A 25,278-nucleotide genomic window follows, 5' to 3' on the forward strand; every position below is an offset into this window, starting at 1 on the left:
ACCAGGTTTTAAAAACGCTTTTATTTCGTGCTACTCTTCAGTTACTTGATAACACACCGGAGGGGTGAAACATGCACATACCCGACGGATTGCTGAGTACCCCGATTATAATCGTGACATACGCCATAACAATACTTGGAGTCGCGTATTCCGCGAGAAAACTCAGGAATCTTCCGGAGGAAAAGATACCGCTCCTCGGCCTCTTCGCGGCGGGAATCTTCGCGGCCCAGATGGTCAACTTTCCGATAATCGGCGGCGTCAGCGGACACCTGCTCGGAGCGACCCTCGTTGCAATCCTCCTCGGGCCCTACGCATCGGTTATAGTCATGACCGCTGTTCTCCTCATCCAGACCCTCCTCTTCGGCGACGGTGGAATCACCGCCATTGGAGCCAACATTCTGAACATGGGGCTCGTTGGAGCTTTCATAGGGTACGGGGTTTACCTCAAGCTCAGGAACATCAACGAAACCCTCGCGATGGGATTCGCCTCCTGGCTCTCCGTTGTGCTGGGAGCGACACTCGCCTCGATTGAGATAGGACTCAGCCACAGCCTGCCCTTCACAAAGGTTCTGGCTCTGATGGTGGGCTACCACTCGATAATCGGAATCGGCGAGGCCGTACTCACCGTGCTCATCGTCAACGCCCTGCGGGCAAAGCTTCCTTCTCTGGAGGGGGTGCCTGCATGAAGGCCGTGATAAAGGGACTCCTGGTTATAGCGGTAATTCTGGCCCTCGTCCTCCCGCTGGCATCAAGCAACCCGGACGGACTGGAGGCGACTATGGAAAAGGTTGGCCTCGAAGAAAAACCCGTCTACCATGCCCCTCTCGACTACGGGGAGACCTGGGGTCAGAGTGTGGCAATGGGACTGCTCGGAATAACCCTGGCCTTTGCAACCTGCTACGGGCTCGCAAAGCTGGCCAAGGGTGGCTGAGGTGTACCTGCTCTTCATTTTTATTTACGCGTTTGGCGTCGTGACGAGAAAATCGCCCGAAGAGCTGGCTTATTTTGGATTGCTTTTCCTGGGAGTCGCTCTCATAATGAGACCCAAACGACGCGTCCTGGGGAAGCTCTGCTTTCTGCTCGGTTTTGAGGGCCTTCTCTTTATCACGGCGCTCTTCAATCAGGGGCGTCCCCTTTTCCATACACCCTTCGGCCCGGTGACGGTGGAAGGAGTAAGTTCGTTTTTCATGCTACTCTGCAAGGCATTCTTCTCGGCCGGAACGGTGGTTGTGATAACGGACTCCGTTGGATTTTCCAGGCTTCTGGCGGAGATGAAGGCGCTGAGATTTCCCAGGGTGCTCGTCCTGACCCTGGCCTTCACGTACCGCTACATGGACCTCCTGGTGGATGAGACGAGAAGGATGAAGAGGGCACTCGATTCAAGGGCCTTCGGCATTGGAAAGAGGGAGTACTACAGAATGCTGGGCTCCCTAATGGGGGAAGTGCTCCTGAGGGCGTACCTCCGGAGCGGGAGGGTGTACAGAGCAATGCTCTCCAGGGGCTTCGGAGAGTTCCCCAGCATGGATGAGCCGGGACCAAACCTCCAAACGGCAGTGCTCGCCATCCTGGCCCTGGGAGGGTTGCTGATATGATAGAGATGAGAAACGTTCACTTCTCCTATCCCGGAAGGGAAGTTCTCAAAGGAATAACCCTAACCGTCGAAAGGGGCGAGCTTTTCGGTCTCCTCGGGCCGAACGGAGCCGGAAAGAGCACATTGCTCCTCCACCTCAACGGAATCCTCAGGCCAAAGAGGGGCAAAGTTCTCGTTGACGGAATTGAGCCGGCGAAGAACCCCAGAGAAGTCAGGAAAAAAGTTGGAATCGTCTTCCAAGACCCCAACGACCAGCTCTTTTCGCCGACCGTGTTCGAGGACGTGGCCTTCGGCCCTTACAACCTAGGTCTTCGCGGTGAAGAGCTGAGGGAGCGCGTTCTGTGGGCCCTGAAAAAGGTGGGGATGCGGAACTACGCGGATAGGGAAACGAAGGAGCTGAGCTTCGGTGAGAAGAAAAGGATAGCGATAGCGACGGTCTTGGCTATGAAGCCGGAGGTAGTGGTCTTCGACGAGCCCTTTGCAAACCTCGACTTCAGGGGCAAAAGCCTCATGAGAAAACTCATAACGGAACTAAAGAACGAGGGAAAGACAGTGATTCTGGCATCGCATGAGGCGGATTACCTATCGCTCTGCGACAGGATAGCGCTGATTGACGGGGGAAGGGTTGTAACCGTTGGAACGCCGGAGGAGATACTTGGAAATCCCGAACTGCTGAGGAAGCACAATTTAGACGTGCCCCCTCTTGTGGAGCTGTTTCTAAGCCTTGGCCTGCCGGTTCCAAAGGACCCAGAAGATGCCAGAAGAAAAATTATGGAAGCCCTTAAAAACTCAGGGTCTTCCAGGTTCGGGAACGCCCGGGACATCCCTTAGCTCCCTGCCGAGGATGCGCTCCATGAGCAGGCCCATCACCAGCACGAAGACTATCGTGAGGGCCAGCCTCGCCGCCATGAACCTCAGCCCGAGGAACTGTAGCTCAACCAGCTCCTGCGGAATCTTTATGCAGGCCCAGGCCGAGAGGAAGGCAACGACGCTCGCGACGCGGGCGCCTTTCCTGAGCAACGACGCCGCTATGGGAAAGGCCACGTAGAGCGGTCCGGTTGGGAAGGCGCCGATGAGTATCGCTATCAGCATGCCCCTGAGCCCGGAGCTTTTTCCGAGGTACCTCACGATTAGCTCATCGGGAACGAAGACCGCGAACAGGCCCATCAGCACCATCACGGCCGGCATTATGAGGAGCATCTCCACGAGGAAGTTCTTTGAGGCCAAGAAGACGGGGTCTTTCTTTTCAGGAAACATCGAGAGGAGCACGGCAGTTATCAAGACGACGGCACCAAGGAACAGGAGGTCGCGCAGGAACGCTTTCCTCTGGTTCTTCATTGCCCCCTTTCCCATCCCCTGACGCCTGGGAGGCATTCCGTCCGGCCTCAAAGTATCACCCCCATTATGAGGCCGATTAGAATCGCGATTATGAAGCTCAGTGCGTTCCTGAGCAGGGCGAAGCGCTTCCCGAGGATTCTCGTCTCAAGTGGCAACGTTACGAAGCCAATCATCGTCAGCGTCGTTATGAAGACGGCAACAGAGGTCACGGAGGCGCCCTTCTCCAGCAGGGAAGCCGCGAGGGGAAAGGCTATGAGGGAGGGAATGTGGAGTATGGCCCCAAGAACGGCCACCGTTAGAACTCCGATTATCCCGGCTTCCCGCCCGACAACTCGGGAAATGGTCTTCGGTGGCACGAAGCCGGACATAAGGCCGATTATCAGGATTATCGCAAGCATCATCGGCAGGATTTTCACGAACGACCTCGCGGCGATTTTCAGAGCGCGCCTCGTCTTTGCCCTGTCCTTCATGAAGCCGAGGGCGAGGCAAGCAAGGGCGAGGGCATTTATAAACAGCGTTGTCCCGTTCATGGTCTTCCCCAGAGAAGTATGAAAAAGAGTTTATAAAAATCAACCGGTAGTTCAGCTCAGAGCTTCTTCAAGCAACTTCAACCCGAGCTCAAGGTACTCCTTAGCCTTCTCCTCGCTCTTGGCCTCGCTGAAGACCCTTATTATCGGCTCGGTTCCGCTGGCCCTAACCAGAACCCAGCCGTCCGGGAAGAGTATCTTCGTCCCGTCGGTCGTGTCTATCTTGTAGCCCCTCGCCCTGGCGAGCTCGGCAACCTTGGCAACTATCGCCTTCCTGTCGCCCTCCACGTGCCTCTTCGTCTTGAACTGGTAGTACTTCGGCAGCTCATCAATCAGCTCGCTGAACTTCTTTCCGCTCTTCGCGAAAATCTCGACTATCTTTGCAGTCGTCATCGCCCCGTCCCTTCCGAGGACGAAGTCCGGGAAGATGACGCCACCGTTCTCCTCGCCGCCGATGGTTCCGTTGTGCTCAAGCAAAGCCCTCGCGACGATGAGGTCTCCAACTTTCGTGCGCATAACCTTCGCGTTGTTCCTCTTCGCGATGTCATCAAGCAGATTCGAGGTCGCAATGGTAGTAACGAGCAGTCCACCGCCGTTTTCCCTGAGAACCGCATCGGCAACCAGTGCAAACGTCCTGTCGCCCTGGATGAAGCGCCCGTTCTCGTCTATGAAGACGGCCCTGTCCGCGTCGCCGTCCTGGGCAACGCCGAAGTCGGCACCGAGGGCCTTAACAATCTTCATGAAGTCCTTGAGGTTCTCCTCGTTCGGCTCCGGGTTTCTGGCCGGGAAGTGGCCGTCCGGGTGGGCGTTGACGCTCACAACTTTACAGCCGAGCTCTCGCAGGAGATACGGGAGTGTTAGAGAACCGGCGCCGTTGGAGGTGTCAACGACAACGAAGGGCCTTCTCTTCCTGATTGCCTCAACGTCCACCCTGCTCTTTATCGCCTCGATGTAGGGCTTGATGATGTCCTCCTCGCGAACCTCACCAATCTCGTCCCACTTCGCCCTGTCGAAGTCCTCGGCAAAGAATATTTCCTCAACGACCGCTTCGCGCTCCTTCTTGAGGCCCATTCCATTTGGCTCGAGGAGCTTTATGCCGTTGTACTCCGGTGGATTGTGGCTGGCCGTAATAACCGCCCCGCCGTCGGCCCTGAAGTGGCTGGTGGCCCACTGTATTGCCGGAGTAGGTGCTATTCCCACGTCGATGACGTCACAGCCAACGCTGAGGAGTCCGCTGATGAGCGCGTTCTTCAGCATCTCACCGCTCACCCTCGTGTCCCTGCCGACGACAACGAGAGGTTTTTCCCTTCCCTCGCGCTTGAGCATCGTCCCGAAGGCCATGCCCATCTTGAGCGCGAACTCGGGCGTTATCTTCTCGTTGGCTATCCCACGGACGCCGAAGGTCCCGAACAGCTTCCCCATCTCAGACCCTCCCGAACTCGTCGTCAAAGCGAACTATGTCGTCCTCGCCGAGGTACTCACCAATCTGGGTCTCTATGACCTCCAAAACAACCTTTCCGGGGTTCTCAAGGCGGTGCTTAACGCCAGCGGGAATGAACGTGCTCTCCCCGGGCCGGAGGAGTATCTCCCTGTCCCCGACGATGACCTTGGCGGTTCCCCTGACCACGACCCAGTGCTCGCTCCTGTGGTAGTGCATCTGGAGGGAGAGCTTCTTGCCCGGCAGAACGGTCAGGCGCTTTATCTTGTAGCGGTCGCCCTCTTCAAGCACGGTGTAGCTTCCCCAGGGCCTGTAAGCGGTTCTGTGGACGATGACGCGCTCGTCGCCGAGCTCCTTAAGTGCCTTGTAGACCTCCTTAACGCGCTGGCTCTCGCCCTTCTTCGCCACGAGCAGGGCGTCGCCGGTATCTATGATTATCAAATCATCAACGCCGACCGTCGCTGTCAGGCGCTCGGTCATTATGAGGTTGTTCTTCGAGTTGACCCCTATGTGGTAGCCGTTCTTTCCGCGAACCCTGACCGCGTTCCCGTCGGAGTCCTTCTCGAGGACTTCGTAGATGGCGTCGAAGCTTCCGAGGTCGCTCCACACCGTGTTGAGGGGAACGACGGCCGCCTTGTCAGTCTTCTCCATGACGCCGTAGTCTATGCTTATCTCCGGGACGCGGTTGTAGGCCTCCTCTATGTCACCGCTCTCCTCAAAGGCCTCCCAGACGTCGGGGGCGTGCTTCTGAACCTCCTCAATGAAAAGCGAGCTTGAGAACGCGAACATCCCGCTGTTCCAGTAGTAGCCGCTCTCGACGTAGCGCTTTGCCGTCTCGAGGTCGGGCTTCTCCTTGAACTCTGAAACCGTGTACCCGATTATCCTTCCGTTCTCTTCAATCTTCTCGCCCGGCTTTATGTAGCCGTAGCCCGTGTGCGGTCTGGTCGGCTTGATTCCGAAGGTGACGAGGTTGTTTTTAGCCAGCCTCTCAGCGTTCTCAAAGGCCCTCTCGTAGGCCTCGTTGACCTCTATGAGGTGGTCGCTTGGCAGAACAGCAACGACCGAGTTCCCAAACTCCTCCTCTATCCCGAGCGTCGCCCAGAGGATGGCCGGCAGGGTGTTCCTGGCGCTCGGCTCGAGGAGTATGTTGTCCTCGGGGATTTCAACGCCCAGCTCCCTCAAATCGTCCAGAACGCGGAAGCGGTAGTTCCTGTTGGTTACAATGAATATTTCGCTCGGCTTCGAGAAGAGAAGGGCCCTCTCAACGGTCTTCTGGAAGAGGCTCCTATCGTCGAGGAAGCGAACGAACTGCTTGGGCATCAGCTCCCTGCTCAGGGGCCACAGCCTCGTTCCCTTTCCACCGGCAAGGATTACGGTCTTCACGGTATCACCCCCGGGAGTTCTTCAATCGAGCTTATATGCTTAGCCTTTGGATGGGAAAGCTTCCCAACGATAAAAGCGTTATCAACAACCTCGAAGAGGGGAAAGTCGTTCTCACCGTCCCCGAGCGCGTAGCTCTCAACCTCTCCGAGGAGGGAGTAGAGTTCGAGGAGGGCCCTGGCCCCTTTGCCCTTGTCGGTGTTGCCGGTGACGTTCAGGAACCTCGTCCCCCTGCTCACTTTAAGGCCCATCCTTTCAAGCTCCGCCTCGAACCCATCTTTTGCCCACCTGAATATCGTCTCGCTGTATTCGCGCTTCATCGCGAGCTCTGCGAGCTCCTCGGGCAGGCCCGTGAAGGCCCTAACCTCGTCGAGGGTTGAGTTGCCGTAGTACTTGAGCCCGTACTCAGGGGACAGTTCGTCGAGCGCGCGCTTTATCTCCGAATAGGGCCTCCCGAGCTCAATCACGCGGTACTTTCCGCGTTTCACCCCGAACTCACCGACGACCTTGGGAGGGAGGTAGTTGACCGGAACGTAGACCGCGCTCCCGTTTTCAACCACGAAGGGCTTCTCAAGGTTCCAAGCCTTTATGTAGTACTCGACTTCAAAGCGGGTCTTTGAGGTGTTCACAACGACCTCGTAGCCCCGCCTCAGGAGCTCCCCAATGACGGGACGGGCCCCTTCGGGCGAGTAATCGCTTCCCAGGAGGGTTCCGTCGAGGTCGAGGAAGATGACCCTAATCAACGCTCACACCTCGAACTCGAGGAGCGTCTCAGCCTCGTCCTCGAGGGTTTTCATCCACTCGCTCACGTCTATTCCCTCAACGGGGGGCATAACTTTGGGCTTCGGGGGTTCCTCGTTCTCGCCGAGGAGGCCGTGAATGCGGAGCTCTTCAAGGATTCTCCTCTTTAGGCTCTCGGTGGCGAGTTCAGAGTGGTATATCGTCCCGAGGGAGCTTAGAATCATGTCCTTTACGTGCTCCTGCCCCTTGTCCTCATGGAGGTGGGGATTAAGGGTCTCAATCTGGAAGACCTCAACGCCCTGGTCGTAGACCTCTTCCTTACCTTTACCCCACCTTCCGAAGGTCTCGAAGAGGTAAACCAGCTCGTAGGGCTCTATGGCGTAGCCCGTTGCAAAGGGCATTATCTCGGCGAGCTTTATGCTCATCGCGTGCTCGCCGGCGTTTCCCGTTGCTATGATGTTGGTCTCGAAGTTGGTGGCGACCCCAAAGAGCTCGTTCATGTAGCGGTTGGTTATCTCGCTTACGCGCCCCCACTTCTTGAAGTAGAGCCCCTTCGTCGTCACCTTGGGCTTGTGGCGCCAGCTCAGCCTGACCATCGTGTAGTCGCTCTCGCTCATGAGAAAACCAGCGGCGTAGTCCTTGACGTACTCGTTCACCGAACCGGGAATGTAGTTGTCAGCATCGACGAAGCCAACGTATTTCGCGCCAATGGCTTTCGCGAGGAGCAGGCCGATTAGCATGCCCTCCCCCTTACCGCTCCTCACCGAGTCGCCGTCGAGTATCTCGGCGTAGCCCGTCTTTTTGAAGGCCTCTGCCAAGCCCGGGTCCTTCTGGTGGACCATTATTATCCGCGAGCGCGTGAGGTTGTAGAAGTGCTTTACAAGGTCTACCTCCTGCTTGAAGAGGTTCGGCCCCTCACGCTTGCTGTTCGAGACGATTATTATCGGGCACTGGTGCGGAATGGCCTTGAGCACGCCGTCGACGAGCTGAAGCTTCTCGTCCTTCATCGGGACTACTATCGCTATGTCCTCGAGGATTCGGTAGATGTCCTCCCTCGGAACGTTCCTTACGGTGAAGGTTCCAACGTCCCTCGTCTCGCTGTCCAGCTTTATGACCTTCTGAACCTCGTATATTTCAACCGCCCCGAAGAGCTCTTTATAAACCGGCGCCTCAAGTAGCAAAGCATCACCTCCAAAAGTTTGAATTCAGGAAATATTTAAGGGAAAAAGATTAAAAACTTGTCCTCAGCGGAGGGCGAACTCCCCGACGAAGGCCGAGCTCGATATGGTGTCGCCTATACCGACGGTTGACTTCGGTTTGGCCACTATCTTTGTCGGCACGAAGGCGAGCTGGTAACCGTTGACCGCAGCGAGTCCTTCCTTCATTCCGTACTCTTTGGCTAAGGCCTCCTCGACGGGTTTTACCTTCTCGTTCACGGGCACGTCCATGGCCCTGACTATCTCGTCTATTGAGGGAACGTCGCCGAGCTTGGCCTTCGCGGCCGCCGCTAAAGCCGCGAAGAGCAGCGCATCGCGAACGAACTCGCCCCTGTAAGCGGTCAGCGCAAGGTAGTAGCCGTAGGTGTGGAAGTGAATCCTCTTAACGCCGAGCTCGGCCAGTTTGAGCATCGCCTCGGTAACCGCAATCGGGTCAACAGGGTCGTTCGCGAGGAGCTTTTCCGCTAAATTCTTCTCGCCCATCACTTCCATTATCGAGGCCAGCTCGACCTCGTTCAGGCCGACGCTCCAGAAAGCGGGAAGCAGGTCGAGGATGGCCTTCCGAACGGTTTCGTCCGGAGTAAAGGCGAACTCGAGGTGGGCGGGAATGTTCTTCTCGTTGAGAACCTTCAGGTGCTCCCTTATCGTCTTGAAGGGCTCGCGGTAGTTATCCTTAGTTAGGGCCTGAAGCCCGCTGATTATCGCGAGGCTAACGCCTGAGGCTATTTCGTCAAAGCGCTCCCTGAACTCGTCGCGGATAAAGAGGGTGGTGTTGTAGTCGTCGGCGGCACCTATGAAGCGGTTCTCCCTTGGAGCCTCGAAGTCAAGAACCCTGAAGCCCCTGGGAAACTCGTAGATGAAATGTATGCAGCTCTCCTCGTCGCCATCGAAGTCCCTCGGGTGGACGAGCCTGAGCTCATCGTTTTCGACCTTCGGCACGTAGATGGGCCCGTCCTTGAAGAGGCGCGCCTGGAGCTTTGAGAGCTGGGGAACGTGCACCACAACAGGAATCCCGTAAACTCCCCCGAGGAGGTTGGCCATTATGCCGACCTGACCGCCCATCCTGAGCTCGTCCCATCCCCAGCGCCTCATGTAGAAGCGGACGGGACAGCTCTCGACGAACAGCTCAGCCGCCTTGCCCCTCCTGACGCTCCAGAGGATTGAGCCGAGCAACTGGGGAACGCTCGTTATCTTCTCGGGCAGTTCCTCGGAGTAGCGGAGGACTTCTTCCTTTCCAGCCTTTTCAACCCTCGCCTCGAGGTCGCTCTTTTCGAGGTATTTGATGGCGTCGATGTTGGTGTTGTAGGCCAGGAGAACGCCCTTAACGTTGCCTACCTTAGCCCTAACCCTCTCGAAGGCAGAAGCGTAAAGCCCGTCCCACATTATGTATCACCGAGAGTGAAAAAGAGGGGAAACCTAATAAGGGTTTCGCTCACTTCCAGCGCGGGTTGTCTATCAGCTTGACCTCACCGTTCTCCTCGACGACGAGCTTGGCGAAGCCCTTCTCCTTTATCGAGCCGTAGTCGTGGCCTGCATCTGCTGGATAGATTGCGAGGAATATGAACGGCTCGTCTCCTGTGTTCACCGTCCTGTGCGCCCAGTAGGGTGGAACGTAGACGACCGTTCCCGGCTCCATCGGAACCCACTCAACTTCCCCTTCCGGCGTCTGGAGGAGCATTCCGCCCTTCCCCTTGAGGGCATAGTAGATTTCGGCCCTGTCGGCTTTCGCATGGAAGTGGCCCTTGGTGAAGAAGAACTCCTTACCAACTTTGCCCGGATAGAGTATTGTCGTCGCGAAGTTGAGGTCGCCGTCCTTCTCCTCCTGCTCGATTGCATAGACCTCGTAGACAACGGGGTCCTCTTTGAGAAGCTCCTCGTAGGCCTTCTCGTCGTAGAAGTAGCCCCTCATGTCGCTGAGCCTTCTAACGAGCTTCTTGGCCCCGGGGATGACTCCGTTCTCATCAATCCTGACGCCGAAGGGTCTCTTGTACTCCATAAGCACCACCGAAGAAACTCCGCTTTAACTTATTTAACCTTTCCCCAAGGTATCACCTGAGGTGGTGGTTCACTCCTTGGCGCGGACTTCAATCTTCTTGCCAATTACGAGTTCAGCTGCTTTAACGGCCGCACCACCGCTCCCGACCGCGATTCTAACCTTATCAGCGGGAACGTAGACGATAATCTTATCGTCGGTCTCATCAATGTCAAGTATTTCCACGTTCAGCATCTTCTCAAGCCTGTCCCTCATGGCCAATCCCCGAAAATTTTCCTCACTTCTCCATATAAAAGTAACGTCCGTTTAGAATCCTCTCGATGCCGGGCTTGTGTCCGAGGCCGACGACGGCTATAACCCTGGGCCTCTTAATCCCCCGCGCGAGGAGTGAATCCACTATCGCCATCAGGTTTCTCGCCATCACCTCGTTGCGCTCCTCGACGAGGACGCGGTAGAGGTAGGGGTACCGACGCTTGAACTCGACCATCATCGTCCTGTACTCTTCCATCGGGTCGCCTATCTCGGCCTTTCCCAGGGGCAGGAAAACGCTCAGGCCCTCGAGCGCCATGAGGAGCTTCTCCCTGAAGGGCGCCGAGGCAATCTTGGCGAGGATTACGCTGATGTCCTCGTCAATCAGGTATAGCGGGATTCCCAACAGCTTCGCCGACTCTATCGCGGCCTTCATCTCCTCGCCGGGTGCCATTCCGAAGGTCTCGCCGAGCTTTTCTTCGACCTTGGCCAAAGCGTAGTTTATCAATCCAGCCCTGCCCATTCTGAGTGAATCTTCAAGCGTCAGCTCGACGTTTCGCTCCATTCCCAGGAAGCGCGCCCTGTCGAGCTCTATCGCGACGGCATGCGGCCTCTCCCCCAGTATCGTCCTGATGACCTCTTCCCTGCTCCTCGGCGAGACGTGCATCGTGCCTATGAGCTTGACGTAGCGGAGGTAGTTCATTTTCCTCCCCCCAGAAGGTTCTGGAGTTGCCACTCGCCAGATTTGTACGTTAAAACGTCGAAGTCCCTCGGAACGACGAAGTTCACGCCGAATTCCCGGCATATCTTCGATGCCTCTCTCAGGTATTCGTCGTAGGTGTAGCGGAAGGCCCTGTGGAAGAGTGCCAAGAGCTTTACCTTCGCCCTCCTCGCGGTCTCGCAGGCCTCCTCAACGGTGGAGTGATAGCTCTCCCCCCGGTCCTCATCGGTAAGGTAAGTGGCGTCGTGAATCAGCAAATCGGCCCTCTCTGAGAAGAGCCTCACTCTCTCGGCTGGCTCGGTGTCGCCGGTGTAGACTATCTTAACTCCCCGTCTCTTTGGTCCGGTAACGTCTTCGAGGCGGATTATCCGGCCGTTCAACTCAATTTGGCCTTCCCTCTCAAGCTTTCCGAGCATCGGCCCGGGCTTGAGGCCGTATTCCCTAAGCTTCTCGGGCAGGAATTTTCCCCTCTTGTCCTTCTCCTTGAAGACGTATCCTAAAGCCGGAATCCCGTGCTCGACCTTGAAGCTCCAGATTTCGTAGTCTCCGAACTTAAGCCTCGTCTCGCCGAGCTCGTGGACGTGTATATCAAAAACCGGCCTGAAGAAACCGCTGTTAATGAAGTTCTGCACGAACTCGAAGGTGTACTTCGGCCCGTAGATGTGGAGGGGCTTTTCCCGGTTCCAGAGGTTCATCGTCTGAATCAACCCGCCGAGCCCGAGGTAGTGGTCGCCGTGGAAGTGGGTGATGAAAATCTTCTCGACCTTCATCGGGCTGAGCTTCGCGGTGTTCATCTGCCTTATCGTGCCCTCGCCGACGTCGAAGAGTATAACCTCGCCCTTGTAGCGGAGCGCTATAGCTGGAACGTTTCTCTCGCGCGTGGGCATTATCCCGCCGGTGCCGAGAAAAATCACCTGAAGCATGTCCATAGCTCTCGCGGAGGGGTTAAAAAGGTAGCCAAAGAATTAAATACATCGGCGCGTTAGAAAACCGGGGTGAAAGCATGGAGGAGATTATGAAGGCCATCGAGGAGAAGAACTGCGAAAAGCTCAGGAGGATTCTCTACTACAAGGTGGACGACCTGAGCGACGAGGAGCTTAAGGAGGTCCTCGAGAAGGCCGAAAAACTTGCGAAGGAGTGCAAGGACTGGGAGCTCTACAAGCTCGTGCTCTACTACTACCACGAGATACTCAACGAGGACAAGATTTCGGAGTTCGAGAAGCTCGCGAAGGAGAGCGACGACTTCGAGCTGAAGTTCCACCTGGCTGACCTCTACTACCTCATCGGAGAACTCGAAAAGAGTCTCGAACTGTTCAGAGCGCTCCTCGAAGAGGAGGTCGCCAAGGGCAACATCGAGCACGCCGCGAGGATATACTACAGCATGGCCATGATTCACGAGGAGCTCCAGGAGTACGAGAAGGCCCTCGAGCTAATCGAGAAGGCGGAGGAGCTTTACAGGGAGCTCGGCGACGAGAGGGAACTCCTCAGGATTGAGATTCACAGGGGCTACATAACCTTCGAGGCCGGCGACACCTACAAGGGCAAGGCCATAATAGCCGGCGTCCTGCCGAAGGTCCTCAACGACAACGAGCTTCTCGTCGAGGCCCACCTCAGCTTCGAGGAAATCTTTGAGGAGGAAGAGAACTACGATGCGGCCTTACAGGAGTGCCTCTACGCCCTCATAAGGGCGAAGGGGACTGACTACGAGGACATAGCCTTCGGCTCGCTGATGGACGTCCTCTGGCAGCTCTTCCTCGACGACGACTTCGAGACGGTTTACCTCAACATAGACATGTTCATAAACGCCTTCCCGGACATGAAGGACTTCTTTGAGGCTGTGAAAGCTCTCGCACTCTTCAAGGACGGCAAGATTGACGAGGAAGATGCCAAGAAGGCCATCGAGAAGGTCAAGGACCCGAGGTTGCTCGAGATGCTCGAGTTCCTCGGTGAGGCGGAGCTTTAGAGGGGAACCACCACGGGAACCCCTCTTACCTCCCCTATCTCCACCTTAACGCCGTAGACCTCCTCAAAGAGCTCCTCGCTCAGGACTTCGAGGTCGCCATCGGCTATTTTTCTCCCGTTCTTCATGAAGACGAACCTCTTCGCAAAGCGCAGAGCTAAGTTCACGTCGTGCATGACAGTAATGACGGTCTTTCCCTCCTTCGCCAGCTCCCTCGCGAGCCTCATCACCTCAAGCTGGCTCTTGAGGTCGAGGTTGTTGGTCGGCTCGTCCATCAGCAGGATTTCAGGTTCCTGAGCCAGAGCCCTCGCTATGCTGACCTTTTGAAGCTCTCCACCGCTTATCTCGTTCGTCCTCTTGAGGGCTAACTTCTCAATGCCGAGCCTCTTCAGGGCTTCTTCGACGACCTTTAAATCCCCCTCAGACGGCGTCAGTCCCATGTAGGGCCTCCTGCCGAGGAGAACTGTGTCGAAGACCGTCAAAAACCCCGGCTCGACCCTCTGCGGGACGTAGGCGAGAACCTTCGAGAGCTCCCTCGGCGGGTAGTCGTTAATCGGCCTGCCCCTAACGAACACACCGTCGCACTTCAGGATTCCGGCGAGACATCTGAGAAAGGTGCTCTTTCCCGCGCCGTTCGGGCCGAGGATTGCCACGAACTCACCCTCGCCGACTTCCAGGCTTATTCCCCTCAGGACCTCCCGCTCGCCGTAGGAGAAGCTTATGCCTTTCGCCTCAATCATCGCCGGCCCTCCATCTTCACGAGGAGGTATATGAACGTCGGCGCGCCGAGGAACGAGGTTATGACGCCGACGGGGAGGTTCATGGGCGAAACGATTAGCCTCGCAACTGTGTCGGCCGAGACGAGGAGCAGTGCCCCAGCTAACGCCGAGAGGGGAATCAGCGAGCGGTAATCACCGCCAGCGATAAGGCGCATCGAGTGGGGCGCTATGAGTCCGATGAAGCCGATTACCCCCACAAAGGCCACCGTTACGGAGGTGATGAAGGCCGAGAGCAGTGTCCCGATTAGTCTTTCCCTCTCGATGTTGACCCCAACGCTCTTAGCTATCTCATCACCCAGCGTTGAGGCGTTCAAATCCCACCGCTTGACGAGGAAGTAGGCGAAAACGAAGGCGAACGCGACGGCCATTATGGCGTTCTCCCGCCACGTTGCCCTCGCGAGGTTTCCGAAGCTCCAGTAGACCATCGCCGAGAGCTGAAGCTCGTTGGCGAAGTACTGGACGAGGGTAGTTAGAGCAACGTAGAGGGAGCTCATAGCGACTCCGGCTAAAACTATCGCCTCTGGACTCAGACCGCGGAGCCTCGCAAGGGCGAGAATGACGAGGGTGGCGCTTATCGCCCCGAGGAACGCGAAGAGAACCACCGCGTAGGGGTTGTTGAGGAAGACCTGCCCCGAGTTGAGGGAGTAGCCGGCGCCGAGGATTATGGCCAAAGAGGCGCCGAACATGGCCCCGTTTGAGACGCCCATAGTGAAGGGAGTGGCGAGGGGATTTCTCAGGTAGCCCTGCAGAACCGCTCCAGCGATGCCCATCGAAGCCCCTACGAGGATTCCGGCGACGATTCTTGGCAGTCTTATGCCGAGGATTACGAGGCGGTCGTCCCTGCTTCCACCGCCGAAGAGAACCGCAAGGACTTCTCTAACCGGAACGTGATAGGGTCCGCTTGAGAGGGAGAACAGAGAAACCGCTAACAGGGAAAGGAAAAGGGCGAGGCCTATGAGGAGCTTTCGCCTCAGGTACGCCCTGTAGTCCATGGCCATAGGCATCACGGGTTCGTTGGAAGGCCGTAGGTGACGTTTCCGCTGGAGAGGTCTATCTTTCCGAACCCGCCGAACTCCTTGGCGAGCTCGCTGTAAACGGGCTTTCCGACGAGGAACGTGAATATTTCGTCCGCCTTCTTAACGGGGTCTATATCCTTGAAGCGCTCCGGGTAGATAACCTTTCCGATGTAGTAGGCGTCAGCTATGGCAATTCCGATGTTGGTGTTGTAGAAGTTGTAGGGCAGGACTCCATAAAGATTGCCCTCCTTGACGGCCTTGAGCGAGTTGTAGAAGTCGGGATTGCTCCTGTAGTCCTCGAGGATTATCTTCAAACCACCCTCGTCGATGAAGATGTAGTCCGGGTTCTCCTTCAGCAGAAACTCCTTGTCCACCTGAACCCAGCCGTTTTTACTGCTCAGGTTCGAGGCGACGTTGTCGAGATGGAGAACCGTGAAGGGCGCGTAGTCGGTGAATGTGCTCGTTATCCCGTGGGCGCCCTTGAAACCTATTCCGCCGACGTAAACCCTCGGACTCTTCAGGCCCTTCGTGAGGTTCTCAAGGTAGCTCTGCTGTTCCTCGATAAACTTTATGACCTCCTCGGCCCTCTTCTCCTTTCCGAGGATTTTTCCGGCCAGGAGGAGCGACTTGAAGAAGACCGGGTCTGTGAAGTTCTTCAGCGTTCCGTAACTGAGAACCACGACGGGGATTCCCGTCTTTTCCTGAACCTCATCGGCGGTCTGCTTACTAACAAAGACCATGAAGATGACCTGCGGGTGGACCTTAATCAGGGCCTCCATGTCCGGGAGCTTTCCGGGGCCGCCTGGGCCGATGACCGGCAGTTTGAGAAGCTCGGGATGAGCTAAGATGTAGGGCCTCCCGTAGGAGAAGCGCTTCTCGAACTCCTCGATTCCAACCACCTTATCGGTCGCGTTGAGATAGACGAGGATTCTCAAAGCTCCGGGCCCAACGGCAACGACCCTGCTAACGTTTGTCGGGACCTTTACCGTCCTCCCAAGCATGTCGGTGACGGTGATGTAGCCCGGGCTCGTGGTTGAGCTCGTTACCGCTGGAGAGGAACTGGCTGGCTTGGTTGAGCTCGATGTTGACGTTCCTATGCATCCAGCGACCGAAACGACCAGCAGGATTACGAGGAGCGCGAGGGCTTTCCTCATCTGTATCACCAACTCCAAAAAAGGTAGCACGCTTTTAACGGTTTTGGTTCATTGATGTTACCAACCCTTCGTTTCAAACCGGCAGGTTTTTAGGTGAACAGGATTTCATTAATTTTGGTGATGGCCTTGAGAATCGCGGTTCCGCTTGCAGGAGACGATTTCGAATCAGAGGTTTCGGAGCACTTTGGAAGGACAAGGCGCTTTGCGATAGTGGACGCCGAGAACGGAGAAATCAGGGATGTCAGAATAGTTGAGTTCCCCTTCGAGGAACACGGGCCGGGCGACATCCCGAACTTCCTGAGGGAGCAGGGGGTAGAGGTTGTCCTCGCCTACGGGATAGGGAGAAAGGCGATTGCCCACTTCGAGGCCCTCGGCGTTCAGGTGATTCCGGGGATAGGCGGGAAAGCAAGGAAAGCCGTCGAGGCGTTTCTCCGCGGGACTGCCGAAAGCGACCCCCTGTGGAAGGAGCGGATAACAAAACATGATAAGATTTTTAAATGAATTTTTCTTCATTTCTTTGGTGGTCGCATGGGAGTTAAAGACTTCGCTCCGAGCTGGTTCGCGAGCGTGATGGGAACCGGAGCGCTGGCTTTGGTCAGCAAAGCCTACTCATCAAGGCTTTCGGCGTTGAACGGTTTCGCTGAGTTCCTAGTCTACCTCAACACGCTCCTGTTCTTCGTTCTCCTCGTTCCCTGGACTCTGAGGTGGGTAAAGTACCGCGAGGAAGCCATGAAAGACCTCTACCACCCGGTCCTCGGCAACTTCTACGGCACGATAGGCGTCGCGGCTCTCGTTCTCTCAGCGGATTGGCTGTTCATCTTCGGAAATGAAAGGCTCGCCTGGGCCTTCTGGCTCTTCGGCGTTCCTTTCGTCCTGCTCTTCGCCTTCCTGATTCCCTACATCGTTTTCACAGGAGACGGGATAGACACCAAGAACATAACGCCCGCCTGGTTCATTCCTCCGGTCGGGCTCATAGTAATCCCCATCAGCGGGGCGAAGCTCATGGCGCTCTCCTCGGGAACGGTGAAGGAGCTGATGGCCTTCATCAACTACTTCGCCTGGGGCGCTGGCTTCTTCCTTTACTTAGCGCTCTTCGCGATAGTCCTCTACCGCTTCATAAAGCACGAGCCGATGCCCTGCGGAATCGCCCCGTCAATCTGGATTAACCTCGGACCCATCGGAGCGGGAACATCCACGCTCTACGCCCTCGTGAAGGCCAGCGACTTCATAAAGGTGAAGGAGCCTTTCCTGGCCTTCGGGTTAATCTTCTGGGGCTTCGGCGTCTGGTGGTTCGTCATGGCGGTAATACTGACGCTCCACTACATCAGGAAGCTCAACCTGCCCTACAGTCTCGCGTGGTGGGCCTTCATATTCCCCTTCGGCGCCTACGTCAGCGCGACCTTCAAGGTCGGGACGACCTTCGGAATAAACGCGATAACCGACTTCGGCTTCGCCCTCTACTGGCTCCTGCTGGCGATGTGGCTGGTTACTGGAGCCTTAACGCTGAAGAACTTCGTCTTCAGCCCAAAGCGACGAGGAGCGTCTTGAGGGCTATGACGTACATTATGACCCCTATTACCTTTTTTACCTGCCCCGAGCTCATTTTGAAGTGCATCAGGTGCGTTCCGAGCCAGCCACCGAGTATTGCTGGAAGGGAGACCCAGAGTAGCAACTCCCAGTCAAGGGTTCCGAGCTTCCAGTAGGTCAGAAAACCGCTCAGCGAGGAGAAGAACACTATCAGAGCGGTAGTGCTGGCGACTTTCTTCGGCTCGTAGCCAAGGAGGATTAGGGCAGGGCTGATTATCCCGCCTCCGCCGACGCCGAGGAGACCGCCGAGGAAGCCAGCGATTCCACCGATGAGCGAGCCTTCAACGATGTGGTGGCCCTTCCTTTCCCTCCCCTTCGGCCTGAAGAAGAGCATCATCATCCCCGAGTAGAGGAGGAAAGCCACGAAGACAGCTAAAACGACGCGGTGCGGTATGAACCTCCCGGAATAGGCGCCGAGGGGTGAAGCCAGAGTCGCGGTGATGAGAATCGGCAGGCCGAAGCGGACGTCGAGCTTTTTCGCCCGCAGGTTCTTGACGGTCGCTGAAAGCATCGAGAGGACGTTTATGAAGAGGCCGGTCGGCTTGGCGCTCATCAGGGGCACTCCCAGCCAGCCCATAACCGGAACTATGGCTATTGCCGAGCCCACGCCACCTATCGAAAAGACGACGCTCAGGATGAAGGCTATGAGTGCTAACTCCGGATAGTTCATTAGGGTCACCTCATTTTCTTATGCTAGTCAAATAGATGAAAGATAATTTATAAGTTTTTGTATCGGGTGAGTTTGACACATCGAATATTTCAGCACCAAAAAACTTTTAAGGAGGCCTAATTTCTGGACGAAAAGAGATTACATGGAGGGAGGTTCATATGGAGAGGATTAAAAATTTCAACCCCGCTTGGTTCGCGAGCGTCATGGGAACCGGCGCCGTTGCGATTGCATCGTACAAGTACTCGACCTATTGGAGTCCTCTAAAGAACGTGGGAGTTGCGCTGACGTACTTAAACGCCGTTTTATACATAATCCTCTTGATTCCCTGGATTTTGAGGTGGATTGTTTACAGAAAAGACGCGCTGGAGGACCTTAGACACCCATCAAAGGGGCACTTCTACGGAACGAGCGGGGCGGCCACGATTGTCCTAGCGGCCCAGTTTTTGGTTGTCCTTCACGACAGAACCACTGCATGGTACCTCTGGCTGTGGGGTTTGGTCCTAACGTTCATCTTCGCGTTCTGGATGTCCTACGAGATATTCATCGCGGGAGAAGTCGACCTCCGGCACCTCTCGCCGGCGTGGTACATTCCCCCGGTTGCCTTAGTCATAATCCCCTTCGGAGCCGTTTTCATGAGGACGACAGCGGGATACACCAGAGAGTTCGTCACCATAGTTAACTACCTCGGGTGGGGCGCGGGCTTCTTCCTGTACCTAATCCTGTACGCAGTTGTAACGCTTCGCTTTATCAGACACGAACTCCTGCCACCGCAGATGGCCCCGCTCATATGGATGAACCTCGGACCCATCGGAGCCAGCATTACCGCACTGTTCGCCCTCGTTAATAACTCAAGCATAGCGGTTTCAAAGGACCCGCTCTTCATCTTCGCGTTTTTCCTCTGGGGACTTGGCTTCTGGTGGCTGGTAATGGCACTCGCCCTGACACTCCATTACATCAGAAACATGAGCCTGCCGTACAGCCTTTCATGGTGGGCTTTCATCTTCCCCCTCGGGGCGTTTACAAACGCAAGTATGGACCTGGGGAAGGTGTTTGGACTGGAACTGATGAAACTCTTCGGCTACTGCCTGCTCTGGGCGTTGCTGATTCTATGGCTTGTAACGTTCGTAAAAACTTTGAAGATGGGCCTCACCCGTTCGTGAGGCACTCACTTTCCTCTTCTTCCACGCGGATTATTAGCTCCAGAACACACTCAAGTTTTTTCAGGTCGTCGAGAATGGCCTCCAGCCGGGGTTTCATGTCATCGTCGCTTTTTTCAATCATGGACTTGACTATTTCTTCCAGCGGACGAACCTCGCGCTCGAGTATTTCCTTTGGCTGGCGAAGGAACTTCTCAAGAAAAGCGGGCACGGCTGTGAAGTACTTGGTCTTGCCCTCCCTCCGGCAGGTGACGAAGTACTCTCGGACGAGACGGTTCAGGGAAACTGATATCGAGGAACGGCTCAGGCCGGTTTCTTTGGCGAGCTCGGTTATCGTCATAGGCCTGTTTGAGAGCAATAAAAGGGCGTACACCTTGCCATCTGTCGCCGTGTAGCCCCAGCGAACCATGATTCGTTCAACAATCTCTATGAACTTCCTGCGCTCCGTTTTGGCCTTCATCATAATCCCCTTCTAAAAATTGAAAAAAGAACCTTATAAAAATGTCTGAAATCATTTCGAAGTCGCTATTATCGCGCCTCCGATTACGACGAGCCATGCTCCTATCGTCCAGAAGCCACCGTCGAAGGGCATGGTTATGAAGGCCAGAATCACGTTGGTCCATCCGACGGCTCCGGGGCTCTTCTTGTAGTACGCCGCCAGGAGGAACATCAGCAGGCTGAGGATTATCTCAGTCCAGCCGACGACGGAGACACTGCCATAGTGCCAACCGTAGAAGCTACCTGTTGAAAGAACGAGCATTCCATCAACCAGAATCAAGATGGCTCCAATCAGGAGCAACCACAGACCGGTTTTTGCGGACGCCATGGGTTTCACCTCCGGATTCTTCAATTGATGAATGGGATGGCAAGTATTTAAATTTTTCGGTTATATCGGATATATCAGAAAAAACTGACATAAGCTACAAATCATTTATATCGAAAACTTTAAACGCATTTTGCCGAACCCATAATCGGGGGTGGTGAAGATGAAGGCCCCGAAAACGATAAAGGAGCCGTTTCCAAACGCTATGAACCCTTCAACCGATGTCGGGGAGGTTGAATCCGAAGAAAACGAAGGGAACCAGCTCACCACCGCGCTGAAGGCCTTCAAGCTCATACTCGGAAACCCGATAGCGAAGGCGCTGATAAGGCCGACCCTGAAGAAGTACGAAATCAACGGGCGAGAGCTTCCAGCCTTATACTGGCCCTCAGCATCTACGCGGGCGAGAGTATAAACGCGCCGATGATGGTCCGCTTCCAGGCGGACACGATAAAGCTCCTGCTCAAGCTCGGCATAAAGCTCGCCCACGGCGATGAGGAGGCCGTCAAGGAAGCCCTGCTGAGGGACCCCCACATAAGGCGCGGAATCTGGGTCGTCCTCGAGGGCATAGCGAAGTACGGGGTAACAGTTCCTCAGCGCCTTGCCGGGCCATTCCTGATAGTCTGGAACTTTACCAACATGTGCAACTTCCGCTGTCAGCACTGCTACCAGAGGGCCGACAAACAGCTCGCGAGCGAGTTATCGCTCGAGGAGAAACTCAGCCTCGTTGACCAGCTCGACAGGGCCGGCGTCGCGGCGGTTGCAATAAGCGGGGGCGAGCCGACGATACACCCGCATTTCCTGAGAATCGTCAAAGAACTGTCGAGCAGGGGAATTCACACGTCGGTGGCAACCAACGGCTGGACGTTCGCGAGGAGGGAGGAGCTTGAAAAGGCCGTCAGGGCGGGAATAAAGTACGTTGAGGTCAGCATTGACTCGGCGAAGCCCGAGAAGCACGACAGGTTCCGCGGAATTCCGGGGGCGTGGGAGCACGCGGTAAAAGCTTTGGAAAACGCGGTCGAACTTGGAATAAGCCACGGAATGGCAACGATAATGGACAAGGAGACTTACCAGGAGATAGACGACATACTCGACTTGGCTGAGAGCATAGGCGTGAGGCGCGTCATCTTCTTCAACCTCGTGCCGACGGGAAGGGCCGAGGACATGATTAAGGTGGACCTCTCGCCGGAGGAGCGCGAGGAGTTCATGAAAGAGGTTTACCGCCAGATGAAGAAGCGTAAGCTTGAGATACTGACGACCGCGCCCCAGTACGCGCGCGTTACCCTGCTCATGAGCCAGGGGAGGAGCGTCACGCCGGCGCACTTCTACATAGGCGAGGATAACTCCGTGAAGACGCTCGCCGAGTTCATAGGCGGTTGCGGTGCTGGCAGGATTTACGCCGGAATCGAGCCCGACGGAACGGTAGTTCCCTGCGTCTTCCTCCCGCTCCCGGTTGGAAACGTTAGGCACAGGCCGTTCAAGGAGATATGGGAGAACAGCAGAATCTTCGGAATACTCCGCGACAGAGATAGCTGGGAGGGCCAGTGCGGGAGGTGTCCCTACAAGTACATCTGCGGGGGCTGTCGCGCGAGGGCCTACCACTACACGCTCGACCTTGCGGGCGACGACCCCGGGTGCGTTATCAACAGACGCCTCTGGGAGGAGATAGTTAAGCACGGAAAGCCGAAGGCCCTCACCGAGCTCAACTGGGTTGACGAAACGGTTGTTCTCCGCGGGCCGAGCCTCTACGTGCCAAGCTACTACAGGGCCGTCGAGGTGGCGATTGAGAAGGGCCTCGTGGAGGCCTATAAGCACCAAGAGGTTCACGCATAAAGCTTTAACCGGAAGGGCGAAGTTTAACGCATGAGACAAGAGACCAGAGCTGTGTTACTCCTCACCTTCCTCTCACCGTTCCTAGCCGAGGTCCTCGGTGGCTCAACGCACCCGCTCCAGCTTGTAGTTCAACCCCTCTCCTTTCCCCTCCTCTGGCTCTTCTACGGCTCTGGCGTTTTGTTGATTCGCGAGGCGTGGATACGGCTCGGCCGGGGAAAGGTCGGCCTCATGCTCCTCGGCGCCCTCTACGGCGTCGTTGAGGAGGGGCTCGTAATCCGCTCGTGGTTCGACCCGAACTGGCCCGACCTCGGGGCTCTTAAGGACTACGGCAGGGTCTTCGGCGTGAACACGAGCTGGGCCGTTCTCCTGACGGCTTACCACGCCACGATGAGCATAGCCCTCCCGATTTTGATAGTGGAGCTTCTCTACCCAGAACTGCGCGGAAAGTCCCTCATCGGGAAACGGGGTGCCCTTCTGACCACAATCGCCTTCTGCACCTCCGCCTTTGCCTTCGCGCACCTCACCCGCTACGTCCCGTCCCCGGGTCAGTACTCGGTCGCCATTCTATCTGCCCTCGCGCTCTTCCTCCTCGCCAAGAAGTTCGGGAGCAGGGACGTTCCATTCACGCCATCCCGTCCCTTCACGGCCGGCTTCATCTCGGGGGCGACGATTTTCACGGCCCTCGCATTTCTCCCCAAAGTTCTCCCACCGCTCGCCACCGATGCAGTTGGAACGCTCGCGCTCGTCCTCTTCTTTGCCTCCCTCAACGGTGACGAGAGAAGGGCCGTGCTCGGCTTTCTGGCGTTCTGGCTGGTAGTCTACGACGTCCTGCTCGAACTCATCGGTGTGCTCGGGGAGGCTATTCTCGGCCCGCTGAGCTACGCGCTCCTCTTCATGCGTCTGGGCACAGCAGACCGGGCTCGCACCGGTCAACCTCGAGCTGAACCGTAACGTGGGTTACCCCGAACTTCCTCAGCCTCTTCTCGGCCTCGTCTATAATCCTCTGCGCCTCGCTCAGGGGCATGTCCTCAACAGATAGGTGACACTCGAAGTGAATCCCACCCTCACCGACCCGCCAGGCGTGGAAGTGGTGGGCGTTCTTAACGCCGGGGATTGATTCCAGCTCGGCCTTTATCTCTTCGAGGTCGAGCTCCGGCGACGCCTCCATCAGGACGTCAACGCTCTCCCTAAGGACTTCGTAGGCCTCGCGGAGGATGTAGAGCGCTATCAAAACTGTAACGAGCGGGTCGACCCACTCGACGCCGTAGAAGCGAATCAGCAAACCACCAATCACGACGGCCACCGACGAGAGGGTGTCGCTCAGAAGGTGAAGGTAAGCGGAGCGGACGTTGAGGCCGTGGGCGTGCTCGTGGAGAAGGAAAACCGAGAGTAGGTTCGCGATTAGCCCGACGAGGGCCATGGGGAGCATTATAGCTGTGTCAATCGGCTGGGGGTTTCTAAAGCGCCGGTAGGCCTCGACGACGAGGAAGAGCGAAACGCCGATTAAGACGGCGGAGTTGATAAAGGCCACGAGGATTTCGGCCCTCTTGTAGCCGAAGGTGTACTTCTCGTTGGGCTTTCTCTCGGCGATTTTTAGGGCGAAGTAGCTCGCGAGCAGGCTCATGCTGTCGCTGAAGTTGTGAAGCGAATCGCTCAGGAGCGCCAAACTGCCCGAGATTAGCCCACCGATTACCTCTGCGATAGTTATCGTGAGGTTCAGGACGATTGAGATTGCCAGGTTCCTCTTAAGCCCGTGCCCGTGCTCGTGCCCCATCCCACCACCGGGGAGAGTTCCATCGAACCGTTAATAAATTTGTCTGCACACCACAGGTTTCAAACCCAACCATTTTTAAGGTGACACGCCAATTTCCGTCGGTGATACCATGCACGAGTGGGCGCTGGCGGATGCCATAGTTAGAACCGTCCTCGACTACGCCCAGAGGGAGGGGGCAAAGAGGGTAAAGGCCGTCAAGGTCGTTCTCGGCGAACTCCAGGACGTTGCGGAGGACATAGTGAAGTTCGCGATGGAGCAGATGTTCGCGGGAACAATTGCAGAGGGGGCAGAGATAATCTTCGAGGAGGAAGAGGCGGTATTCAAGTGCCGCAACTGCGGGCACACCTGGAAGCTCAAGGAGGTCAAGGACCAGTTCGACGAGCGCATAAAGGAGGACATCCACTTCATTCCCGAGGTCGTTCACGCGTTTCTGGCATGCCCGAAGTGCGGGAGCCACGACTTTGAGGTCGTCCAGGGTAGGGGCGTTTACGTTGCCGGGATAATGATTGAGAAGGAGGGAGAGGCATGATTGACCCGCGCGAGATAGCCATAAGCGCGAGGCTTGAGAATGTCAAGAGGATAATCCCCGTCGTCAGCGGGAAGGGGGGAGTAGGAAAATCGCTCATCTCGACGACCCTCGCTTTAGCTCTGGCCGAGAAGGGCTATAAGGTCGGCCTGCTTGACCTTGACTTCCACGGGGCAAGTGACCACGTGATTCTCGGCTTCGAGCCGAAGGAGTTCCCTGAGGAGGACAAAGGCGTTGTCCCGCCTACCGTTCACGGGATAAAGTTCATGACCATAGCCTACTACACCGAGAACAGGCCCACACCGCTCCGCGGTAAGGAGATAAGCGACGCCCTCATCGAGCTCCTCACGATAACGCGCTGGGACGAGCTTGACTACCTCGTCATCGACATGCCACCTGGACTCGGCGACCAGCTGTTGGATGTCCTCCGCTTCCTCAAGAGGGGAGAGTTCCTCGTCGTTGCAACCCCGTCGAAGCTCGCCCTCAACGTCGTCGAGAAGCTCATACAGCTACTCCTTGAGGAGAATCACAAGGTTCTCGGCGTCGTCGAGAACATGGTTCTCCGTTCGGAGCAACTGAACGACGAGGAAGACGTCAGGAAGCTCGCCGAGCGCTACAACGTCCCGTACCTCATCGGCATACCCTTCTATCCGGACCTCGACGCGAAGATTGGAAACGTCGAGGAGCTCATGAAGACCGAGTTCGCGGAGAAGGTTAGGGAGCTTGCGGGGAAGCTGTGAGTTTTCTTTTTCCATTCATTTCAGAGGGCCACACTTTAGGTCCCAAGACGTTCCAATCGCAACCTTA

Annotated in this window: 31 protein-coding genes; 13 read left to right on the forward strand and 18 right to left on the reverse strand. The window is 56.3% G+C overall.

Annotated features, from left to right (window positions below):
- The first annotated feature begins 71 nt into the window (after positions 1 to 71).
- The 4 genes from E3E30_RS05200 to E3E30_RS05215 are packed head-to-tail and all read left to right on the forward strand — an operon-like array spanning position 72 to position 2,422.
- Entirely contained in the window at positions 72 to 686 is a 615-nt protein-coding gene (locus E3E30_RS05200; protein WP_042688949.1) for an energy-coupling factor ABC transporter permease, read from the forward strand.
- On the forward strand, positions 683 to 931 hold the full coding sequence (locus tag E3E30_RS05205) for a PDGLE domain-containing protein (RefSeq protein WP_042688947.1): 249 nt from the start codon (positions 683 to 685) through the stop codon (positions 929 to 931). Before E3E30_RS05200 ends, E3E30_RS05205 begins: the two co-directional genes overlap by 4 nt.
- A gap of 1 nt (position 932) precedes the next feature.
- Positions 933 to 1,592, forward strand: coding sequence for a CbiQ family ECF transporter T component (locus E3E30_RS05210; protein ID WP_167728643.1), 660 nt, complete (start codon positions 933 to 935; stop codon positions 1,590 to 1,592).
- Positions 1,589 to 2,422 carry an ATP-binding cassette domain-containing protein gene (locus E3E30_RS05215; protein WP_167728644.1) on the forward strand — a complete coding sequence of 278 codons (834 nt, stop codon included), beginning with the start codon at positions 1,589 to 1,591 and terminating at the stop codon, positions 2,420 to 2,422. The genes E3E30_RS05210 and E3E30_RS05215 overlap by 4 nt, the downstream gene beginning before the upstream one ends.
- On the opposite strand, the gene E3E30_RS05220 is transcribed toward E3E30_RS05215, so the two are convergent.
- The 11 genes from E3E30_RS05220 to E3E30_RS05270 form a co-directional block, all read right to left on the reverse strand.
- Positions 2,381 to 2,944: a permease gene (locus E3E30_RS05220; RefSeq protein ID WP_240922527.1), complete on the reverse strand. Its 564-nt coding sequence runs from the start codon at positions 2,942 to 2,944 to the stop codon at positions 2,381 to 2,383. The two genes, E3E30_RS05215 and E3E30_RS05220, sit on opposite strands and share 42 nt — an antisense overlap.
- Positions 2,945 to 2,976: 32 nt before the next feature.
- Positions 2,977 to 3,459 carry a permease gene (locus tag E3E30_RS05225; RefSeq protein ID WP_167728645.1) on the reverse strand — a complete coding sequence of 161 codons (483 nt, stop codon included), beginning with the start codon at positions 3,457 to 3,459 and terminating at the stop codon, positions 2,977 to 2,979.
- A 51-nt stretch (positions 3,460 to 3,510) separates the two neighbouring features.
- On the reverse strand, positions 3,511 to 4,878 hold the full coding sequence (gene glmM / locus E3E30_RS05230; RefSeq protein WP_167728646.1) for a phosphoglucosamine mutase: 1,368 nt from the start codon (positions 4,876 to 4,878) through the stop codon (positions 3,511 to 3,513).
- Between the two features lies 1 nt (position 4,879).
- Positions 4,880 to 6,277 carry a mannose-1-phosphate guanylyltransferase/mannose-6-phosphate isomerase gene (locus E3E30_RS05235; RefSeq protein WP_167728647.1) on the reverse strand — a complete coding sequence of 466 codons (1,398 nt, stop codon included), beginning with the start codon at positions 6,275 to 6,277 and terminating at the stop codon, positions 4,880 to 4,882.
- On the reverse strand, positions 6,274 to 7,017 hold the full coding sequence (gene mpgP / locus E3E30_RS05240; RefSeq protein ID WP_206205070.1) for a mannosyl-3-phosphoglycerate phosphatase: 744 nt from the start codon (positions 7,015 to 7,017) through the stop codon (positions 6,274 to 6,276). Before mpgP ends, E3E30_RS05235 begins: the two co-directional genes overlap by 4 nt.
- A 3-nt stretch (positions 7,018 to 7,020) precedes the next feature.
- Complete coding sequence (mpgS, locus tag E3E30_RS05245) at positions 7,021 to 8,196, reverse strand: mannosyl-3-phosphoglycerate synthase (protein ID WP_167728648.1); 1,176 nt, start codon at positions 8,194 to 8,196, stop codon at positions 7,021 to 7,023.
- A 63-nt stretch (positions 8,197 to 8,259) separates the two neighbouring features.
- Entirely contained in the window at positions 8,260 to 9,615 is a 1,356-nt protein-coding gene (locus E3E30_RS05250) for an ADP-specific glucokinase (RefSeq protein ID WP_167728649.1), read from the reverse strand.
- Between the two features lie 49 nt (positions 9,616 to 9,664).
- Positions 9,665 to 10,228, reverse strand: coding sequence for a glucose-6-phosphate isomerase (pgiA, locus tag E3E30_RS05255; protein WP_167728977.1), 564 nt, complete (start codon positions 10,226 to 10,228; stop codon positions 9,665 to 9,667).
- Between the two features lie 69 nt (positions 10,229 to 10,297).
- Positions 10,298 to 10,480: a KH domain-containing protein gene (locus E3E30_RS05260; RefSeq protein ID WP_167728978.1), complete on the reverse strand. Its 183-nt coding sequence runs from the start codon at positions 10,478 to 10,480 to the stop codon at positions 10,298 to 10,300.
- Positions 10,481 to 10,502: 22 nt separating this feature from the next.
- A complete protein-coding gene (locus tag E3E30_RS05265) occupies positions 10,503 to 11,177 on the reverse strand; it encodes a TraB/GumN family protein (protein WP_167728650.1) in 675 nt (224 codons plus the stop codon).
- On the reverse strand, positions 11,174 to 12,118 hold the full coding sequence (locus E3E30_RS05270) for a ribonuclease Z (protein WP_167728979.1): 945 nt from the start codon (positions 12,116 to 12,118) through the stop codon (positions 11,174 to 11,176). Before E3E30_RS05270 ends, E3E30_RS05265 begins: the two co-directional genes overlap by 4 nt.
- A gap of 80 nt (positions 12,119 to 12,198) precedes the next feature.
- Here E3E30_RS05270 and E3E30_RS05275 point away from each other — a divergent pair, with 80 nt between their 5' ends.
- Positions 12,199 to 13,158 carry a tetratricopeptide repeat protein gene (locus E3E30_RS05275; RefSeq protein WP_167728651.1) on the forward strand — a complete coding sequence of 320 codons (960 nt, stop codon included), beginning with the start codon at positions 12,199 to 12,201 and terminating at the stop codon, positions 13,156 to 13,158.
- On the opposite strand, the gene E3E30_RS05280 is transcribed toward E3E30_RS05275, so the two are convergent.
- Genes E3E30_RS05280 through E3E30_RS05290 form a run of 3 tightly spaced genes read right to left on the reverse strand, consistent with a single transcriptional unit; the run spans position 13,155 to position 16,104 of the window.
- Positions 13,155 to 13,895 carry an ABC transporter ATP-binding protein gene (locus E3E30_RS05280; protein ID WP_167728652.1) on the reverse strand — a complete coding sequence of 247 codons (741 nt, stop codon included), beginning with the start codon at positions 13,893 to 13,895 and terminating at the stop codon, positions 13,155 to 13,157. The two genes, E3E30_RS05275 and E3E30_RS05280, sit on opposite strands and share 4 nt — an antisense overlap.
- Positions 13,892 to 14,926, reverse strand: a complete 1,035-nt coding sequence (locus tag E3E30_RS05285) for an iron ABC transporter permease (RefSeq protein WP_167728980.1) — start codon at positions 14,924 to 14,926, stop codon at positions 13,892 to 13,894. Before E3E30_RS05285 ends, E3E30_RS05280 begins: the two co-directional genes overlap by 4 nt.
- Positions 14,927 to 14,937: 11 nt before the next feature.
- The gene (locus tag E3E30_RS05290) at positions 14,938 to 16,104 is read right to left on the reverse strand and encodes an iron ABC transporter substrate-binding protein (protein ID WP_167728981.1); all 1,167 of its coding nucleotides are present in this window, start codon (positions 16,102 to 16,104) and stop codon (positions 14,938 to 14,940) included.
- A 120-nt stretch (positions 16,105 to 16,224) separates the two neighbouring features.
- Here E3E30_RS05290 and E3E30_RS05295 point away from each other — a divergent pair, with 120 nt between their 5' ends.
- A complete protein-coding gene (locus E3E30_RS05295) occupies positions 16,225 to 16,605 on the forward strand; it encodes a NifB/NifX family molybdenum-iron cluster-binding protein (RefSeq protein ID WP_346765907.1) in 381 nt (126 codons plus the stop codon).
- 27 nt (positions 16,606 to 16,632) lie between these two features.
- Entirely contained in the window at positions 16,633 to 17,652 is a 1,020-nt protein-coding gene (gene tdt / locus E3E30_RS05300; RefSeq protein ID WP_167728653.1) for a tellurite-resistance/dicarboxylate transporter, read from the forward strand.
- Here the strand turns inward: tdt (E3E30_RS05300) and E3E30_RS05305 are convergent.
- The gene (locus E3E30_RS05305; protein ID WP_167728654.1) at positions 17,624 to 18,361 is read right to left on the reverse strand and encodes a sulfite exporter TauE/SafE family protein; all 738 of its coding nucleotides are present in this window, start codon (positions 18,359 to 18,361) and stop codon (positions 17,624 to 17,626) included. The genes tdt (E3E30_RS05300) and E3E30_RS05305 overlap by 29 nt on opposite strands.
- Before the next feature lie 158 nt (positions 18,362 to 18,519).
- On the opposite strand from E3E30_RS05305, the gene tdt (E3E30_RS05310) reads away from it, so the two are divergent.
- The gene (tdt, locus tag E3E30_RS05310) at positions 18,520 to 19,521 is read left to right on the forward strand and encodes a tellurite-resistance/dicarboxylate transporter (protein ID WP_167728655.1); all 1,002 of its coding nucleotides are present in this window, start codon (positions 18,520 to 18,522) and stop codon (positions 19,519 to 19,521) included.
- On the opposite strand, the gene E3E30_RS05315 is transcribed toward tdt (E3E30_RS05310), so the two are convergent.
- Together E3E30_RS05315 and E3E30_RS05320 are read right to left on the reverse strand one after the other, a co-directional pair.
- The gene (locus E3E30_RS05315; RefSeq protein WP_167728656.1) at positions 19,508 to 19,978 is read right to left on the reverse strand and encodes a helix-turn-helix domain-containing protein; all 471 of its coding nucleotides are present in this window, start codon (positions 19,976 to 19,978) and stop codon (positions 19,508 to 19,510) included. The two genes, tdt (E3E30_RS05310) and E3E30_RS05315, sit on opposite strands and share 14 nt — an antisense overlap.
- A gap of 51 nt (positions 19,979 to 20,029) precedes the next feature.
- On the reverse strand, positions 20,030 to 20,344 hold the full coding sequence (locus E3E30_RS05320; protein WP_167728657.1) for a hypothetical protein: 315 nt from the start codon (positions 20,342 to 20,344) through the stop codon (positions 20,030 to 20,032).
- A gap of 160 nt (positions 20,345 to 20,504) precedes the next feature.
- Between E3E30_RS05320 and E3E30_RS11360 the strand changes: the two genes are divergently transcribed.
- From E3E30_RS11360 to E3E30_RS05330, 3 genes are read left to right on the forward strand one after another with little or no spacing between them, the layout of a single operon-like run.
- Complete coding sequence (locus tag E3E30_RS11360) at positions 20,505 to 20,753, forward strand: hypothetical protein (protein ID WP_240922528.1); 249 nt, start codon at positions 20,505 to 20,507, stop codon at positions 20,751 to 20,753.
- 8 nt (positions 20,754 to 20,761) lie between these two features.
- Positions 20,762 to 22,171, forward strand: a complete 1,410-nt coding sequence (locus E3E30_RS05325; RefSeq protein WP_240922529.1) for a radical SAM protein — start codon at positions 20,762 to 20,764, stop codon at positions 22,169 to 22,171.
- Positions 22,172 to 22,201: 30 nt separating this feature from the next.
- Positions 22,202 to 23,122 (forward strand): hypothetical protein, encoded by a 921-nt coding sequence (locus tag E3E30_RS05330; RefSeq protein WP_167728658.1) that lies wholly within the window; start codon positions 22,202 to 22,204, stop codon positions 23,120 to 23,122.
- Here the strand turns inward: E3E30_RS05330 and E3E30_RS05335 are convergent.
- The gene (locus E3E30_RS05335) at positions 23,064 to 23,945 is read right to left on the reverse strand and encodes a cation diffusion facilitator family transporter (protein WP_167728659.1); all 882 of its coding nucleotides are present in this window, start codon (positions 23,943 to 23,945) and stop codon (positions 23,064 to 23,066) included. The two genes, E3E30_RS05330 and E3E30_RS05335, sit on opposite strands and share 59 nt — an antisense overlap.
- A gap of 109 nt (positions 23,946 to 24,054) precedes the next feature.
- On the opposite strand from E3E30_RS05335, the gene hypA reads away from it, so the two are divergent.
- Together hypA and E3E30_RS05345 are read left to right on the forward strand one after the other, a co-directional pair.
- The gene (gene hypA / locus E3E30_RS05340) at positions 24,055 to 24,474 is read left to right on the forward strand and encodes a hydrogenase nickel incorporation protein HypA (protein WP_042688889.1); all 420 of its coding nucleotides are present in this window, start codon (positions 24,055 to 24,057) and stop codon (positions 24,472 to 24,474) included.
- Positions 24,471 to 25,211 (forward strand): Mrp/NBP35 family ATP-binding protein, encoded by a 741-nt coding sequence (locus E3E30_RS05345; RefSeq protein WP_167728660.1) that lies wholly within the window; start codon positions 24,471 to 24,473, stop codon positions 25,209 to 25,211. Before hypA ends, E3E30_RS05345 begins: the two co-directional genes overlap by 4 nt.
- Positions 25,212 to 25,278: the final 67 nt, after the last annotated feature.

The sequence above is a fragment of the Thermococcus sp. 9N3 genome (assembly GCF_012027685.1).
Lineage (GTDB): Archaea > Methanobacteriota_B > Thermococci > Thermococcales > Thermococcaceae > Thermococcus > Thermococcus nautili.

Coding starts and splice junctions, on each gene's coding strand:
- E3E30_RS05200 (WP_042688949.1), top strand. CDS start 72: ATGCACATACCCGACGGATTGCTGAGTACCCCGATTATAATCGTGACA.
- E3E30_RS05205 (WP_042688947.1), top strand. CDS start 683: ATGAAGGCCGTGATAAAGGGACTCCTGGTTATAGCGGTAATTCTGGCC.
- E3E30_RS05215 (WP_167728644.1), top strand. CDS start 1,589: ATGATAGAGATGAGAAACGTTCACTTCTCCTATCCCGGAAGGGAAGTT.
- E3E30_RS05220 (WP_240922527.1), bottom strand. CDS start 2,944: ATGGGAAAGGGGGCAATGAAGAACCAGAGGAAAGCGTTCCTGCGCGAC.
- E3E30_RS05225 (WP_167728645.1), bottom strand. CDS start 3,459: ATGAACGGGACAACGCTGTTTATAAATGCCCTCGCCCTTGCTTGCCTC.
- glmM (WP_167728646.1), bottom strand. CDS start 4,878: ATGGGGAAGCTGTTCGGGACCTTCGGCGTCCGTGGGATAGCCAACGAG.
- E3E30_RS05250 (WP_167728649.1), bottom strand. CDS start 9,615: ATGTGGGACGGGCTTTACGCTTCTGCCTTCGAGAGGGTTAGGGCTAAG.
- pgiA (WP_167728977.1), bottom strand. CDS start 10,228: ATGGAGTACAAGAGACCCTTCGGCGTCAGGATTGATGAGAACGGAGTC.
- E3E30_RS05260 (WP_167728978.1), bottom strand. CDS start 10,480: ATGAGGGACAGGCTTGAGAAGATGCTGAACGTGGAAATACTTGACATT.
- E3E30_RS05265 (WP_167728650.1), bottom strand. CDS start 11,177: ATGAACTACCTCCGCTACGTCAAGCTCATAGGCACGATGCACGTCTCG.
- E3E30_RS05270 (WP_167728979.1), bottom strand. CDS start 12,118: ATGCTTCAGGTGATTTTTCTCGGCACCGGCGGGATAATGCCCACGCGC.
- E3E30_RS05275 (WP_167728651.1), top strand. CDS start 12,199: ATGGAGGAGATTATGAAGGCCATCGAGGAGAAGAACTGCGAAAAGCTC.
- E3E30_RS05280 (WP_167728652.1), bottom strand. CDS start 13,895: ATGATTGAGGCGAAAGGCATAAGCTTCTCCTACGGCGAGCGGGAGGTC.
- E3E30_RS05285 (WP_167728980.1), bottom strand. CDS start 14,926: ATGGACTACAGGGCGTACCTGAGGCGAAAGCTCCTCATAGGCCTCGCC.
- E3E30_RS05290 (WP_167728981.1), bottom strand. CDS start 16,104: ATGAGGAAAGCCCTCGCGCTCCTCGTAATCCTGCTGGTCGTTTCGGTC.
- E3E30_RS05295 (WP_346765907.1), top strand. CDS start 16,225: ATGGCCTTGAGAATCGCGGTTCCGCTTGCAGGAGACGATTTCGAATCA.
- tdt (WP_167728653.1), top strand. CDS start 16,633: ATGGGAGTTAAAGACTTCGCTCCGAGCTGGTTCGCGAGCGTGATGGGA.
- E3E30_RS05305 (WP_167728654.1), bottom strand. CDS start 18,361: ATGAACTATCCGGAGTTAGCACTCATAGCCTTCATCCTGAGCGTCGTC.
- tdt (WP_167728655.1), top strand. CDS start 18,520: ATGGAGAGGATTAAAAATTTCAACCCCGCTTGGTTCGCGAGCGTCATG.
- E3E30_RS05315 (WP_167728656.1), bottom strand. CDS start 19,978: ATGAAGGCCAAAACGGAGCGCAGGAAGTTCATAGAGATTGTTGAACGA.
- E3E30_RS05320 (WP_167728657.1), bottom strand. CDS start 20,344: ATGGCGTCCGCAAAAACCGGTCTGTGGTTGCTCCTGATTGGAGCCATC.
- E3E30_RS11360 (WP_240922528.1), top strand. CDS start 20,505: ATGAAGGCCCCGAAAACGATAAAGGAGCCGTTTCCAAACGCTATGAAC.
- E3E30_RS05325 (WP_240922529.1), top strand. CDS start 20,762: ATGATGGTCCGCTTCCAGGCGGACACGATAAAGCTCCTGCTCAAGCTC.
- E3E30_RS05330 (WP_167728658.1), top strand. CDS start 22,202: ATGAGACAAGAGACCAGAGCTGTGTTACTCCTCACCTTCCTCTCACCG.
- E3E30_RS05335 (WP_167728659.1), bottom strand. CDS start 23,945: ATGGGGCACGAGCACGGGCACGGGCTTAAGAGGAACCTGGCAATCTCA.
- hypA (WP_042688889.1), top strand. CDS start 24,055: ATGCACGAGTGGGCGCTGGCGGATGCCATAGTTAGAACCGTCCTCGAC.
- E3E30_RS05345 (WP_167728660.1), top strand. CDS start 24,471: ATGATTGACCCGCGCGAGATAGCCATAAGCGCGAGGCTTGAGAATGTC.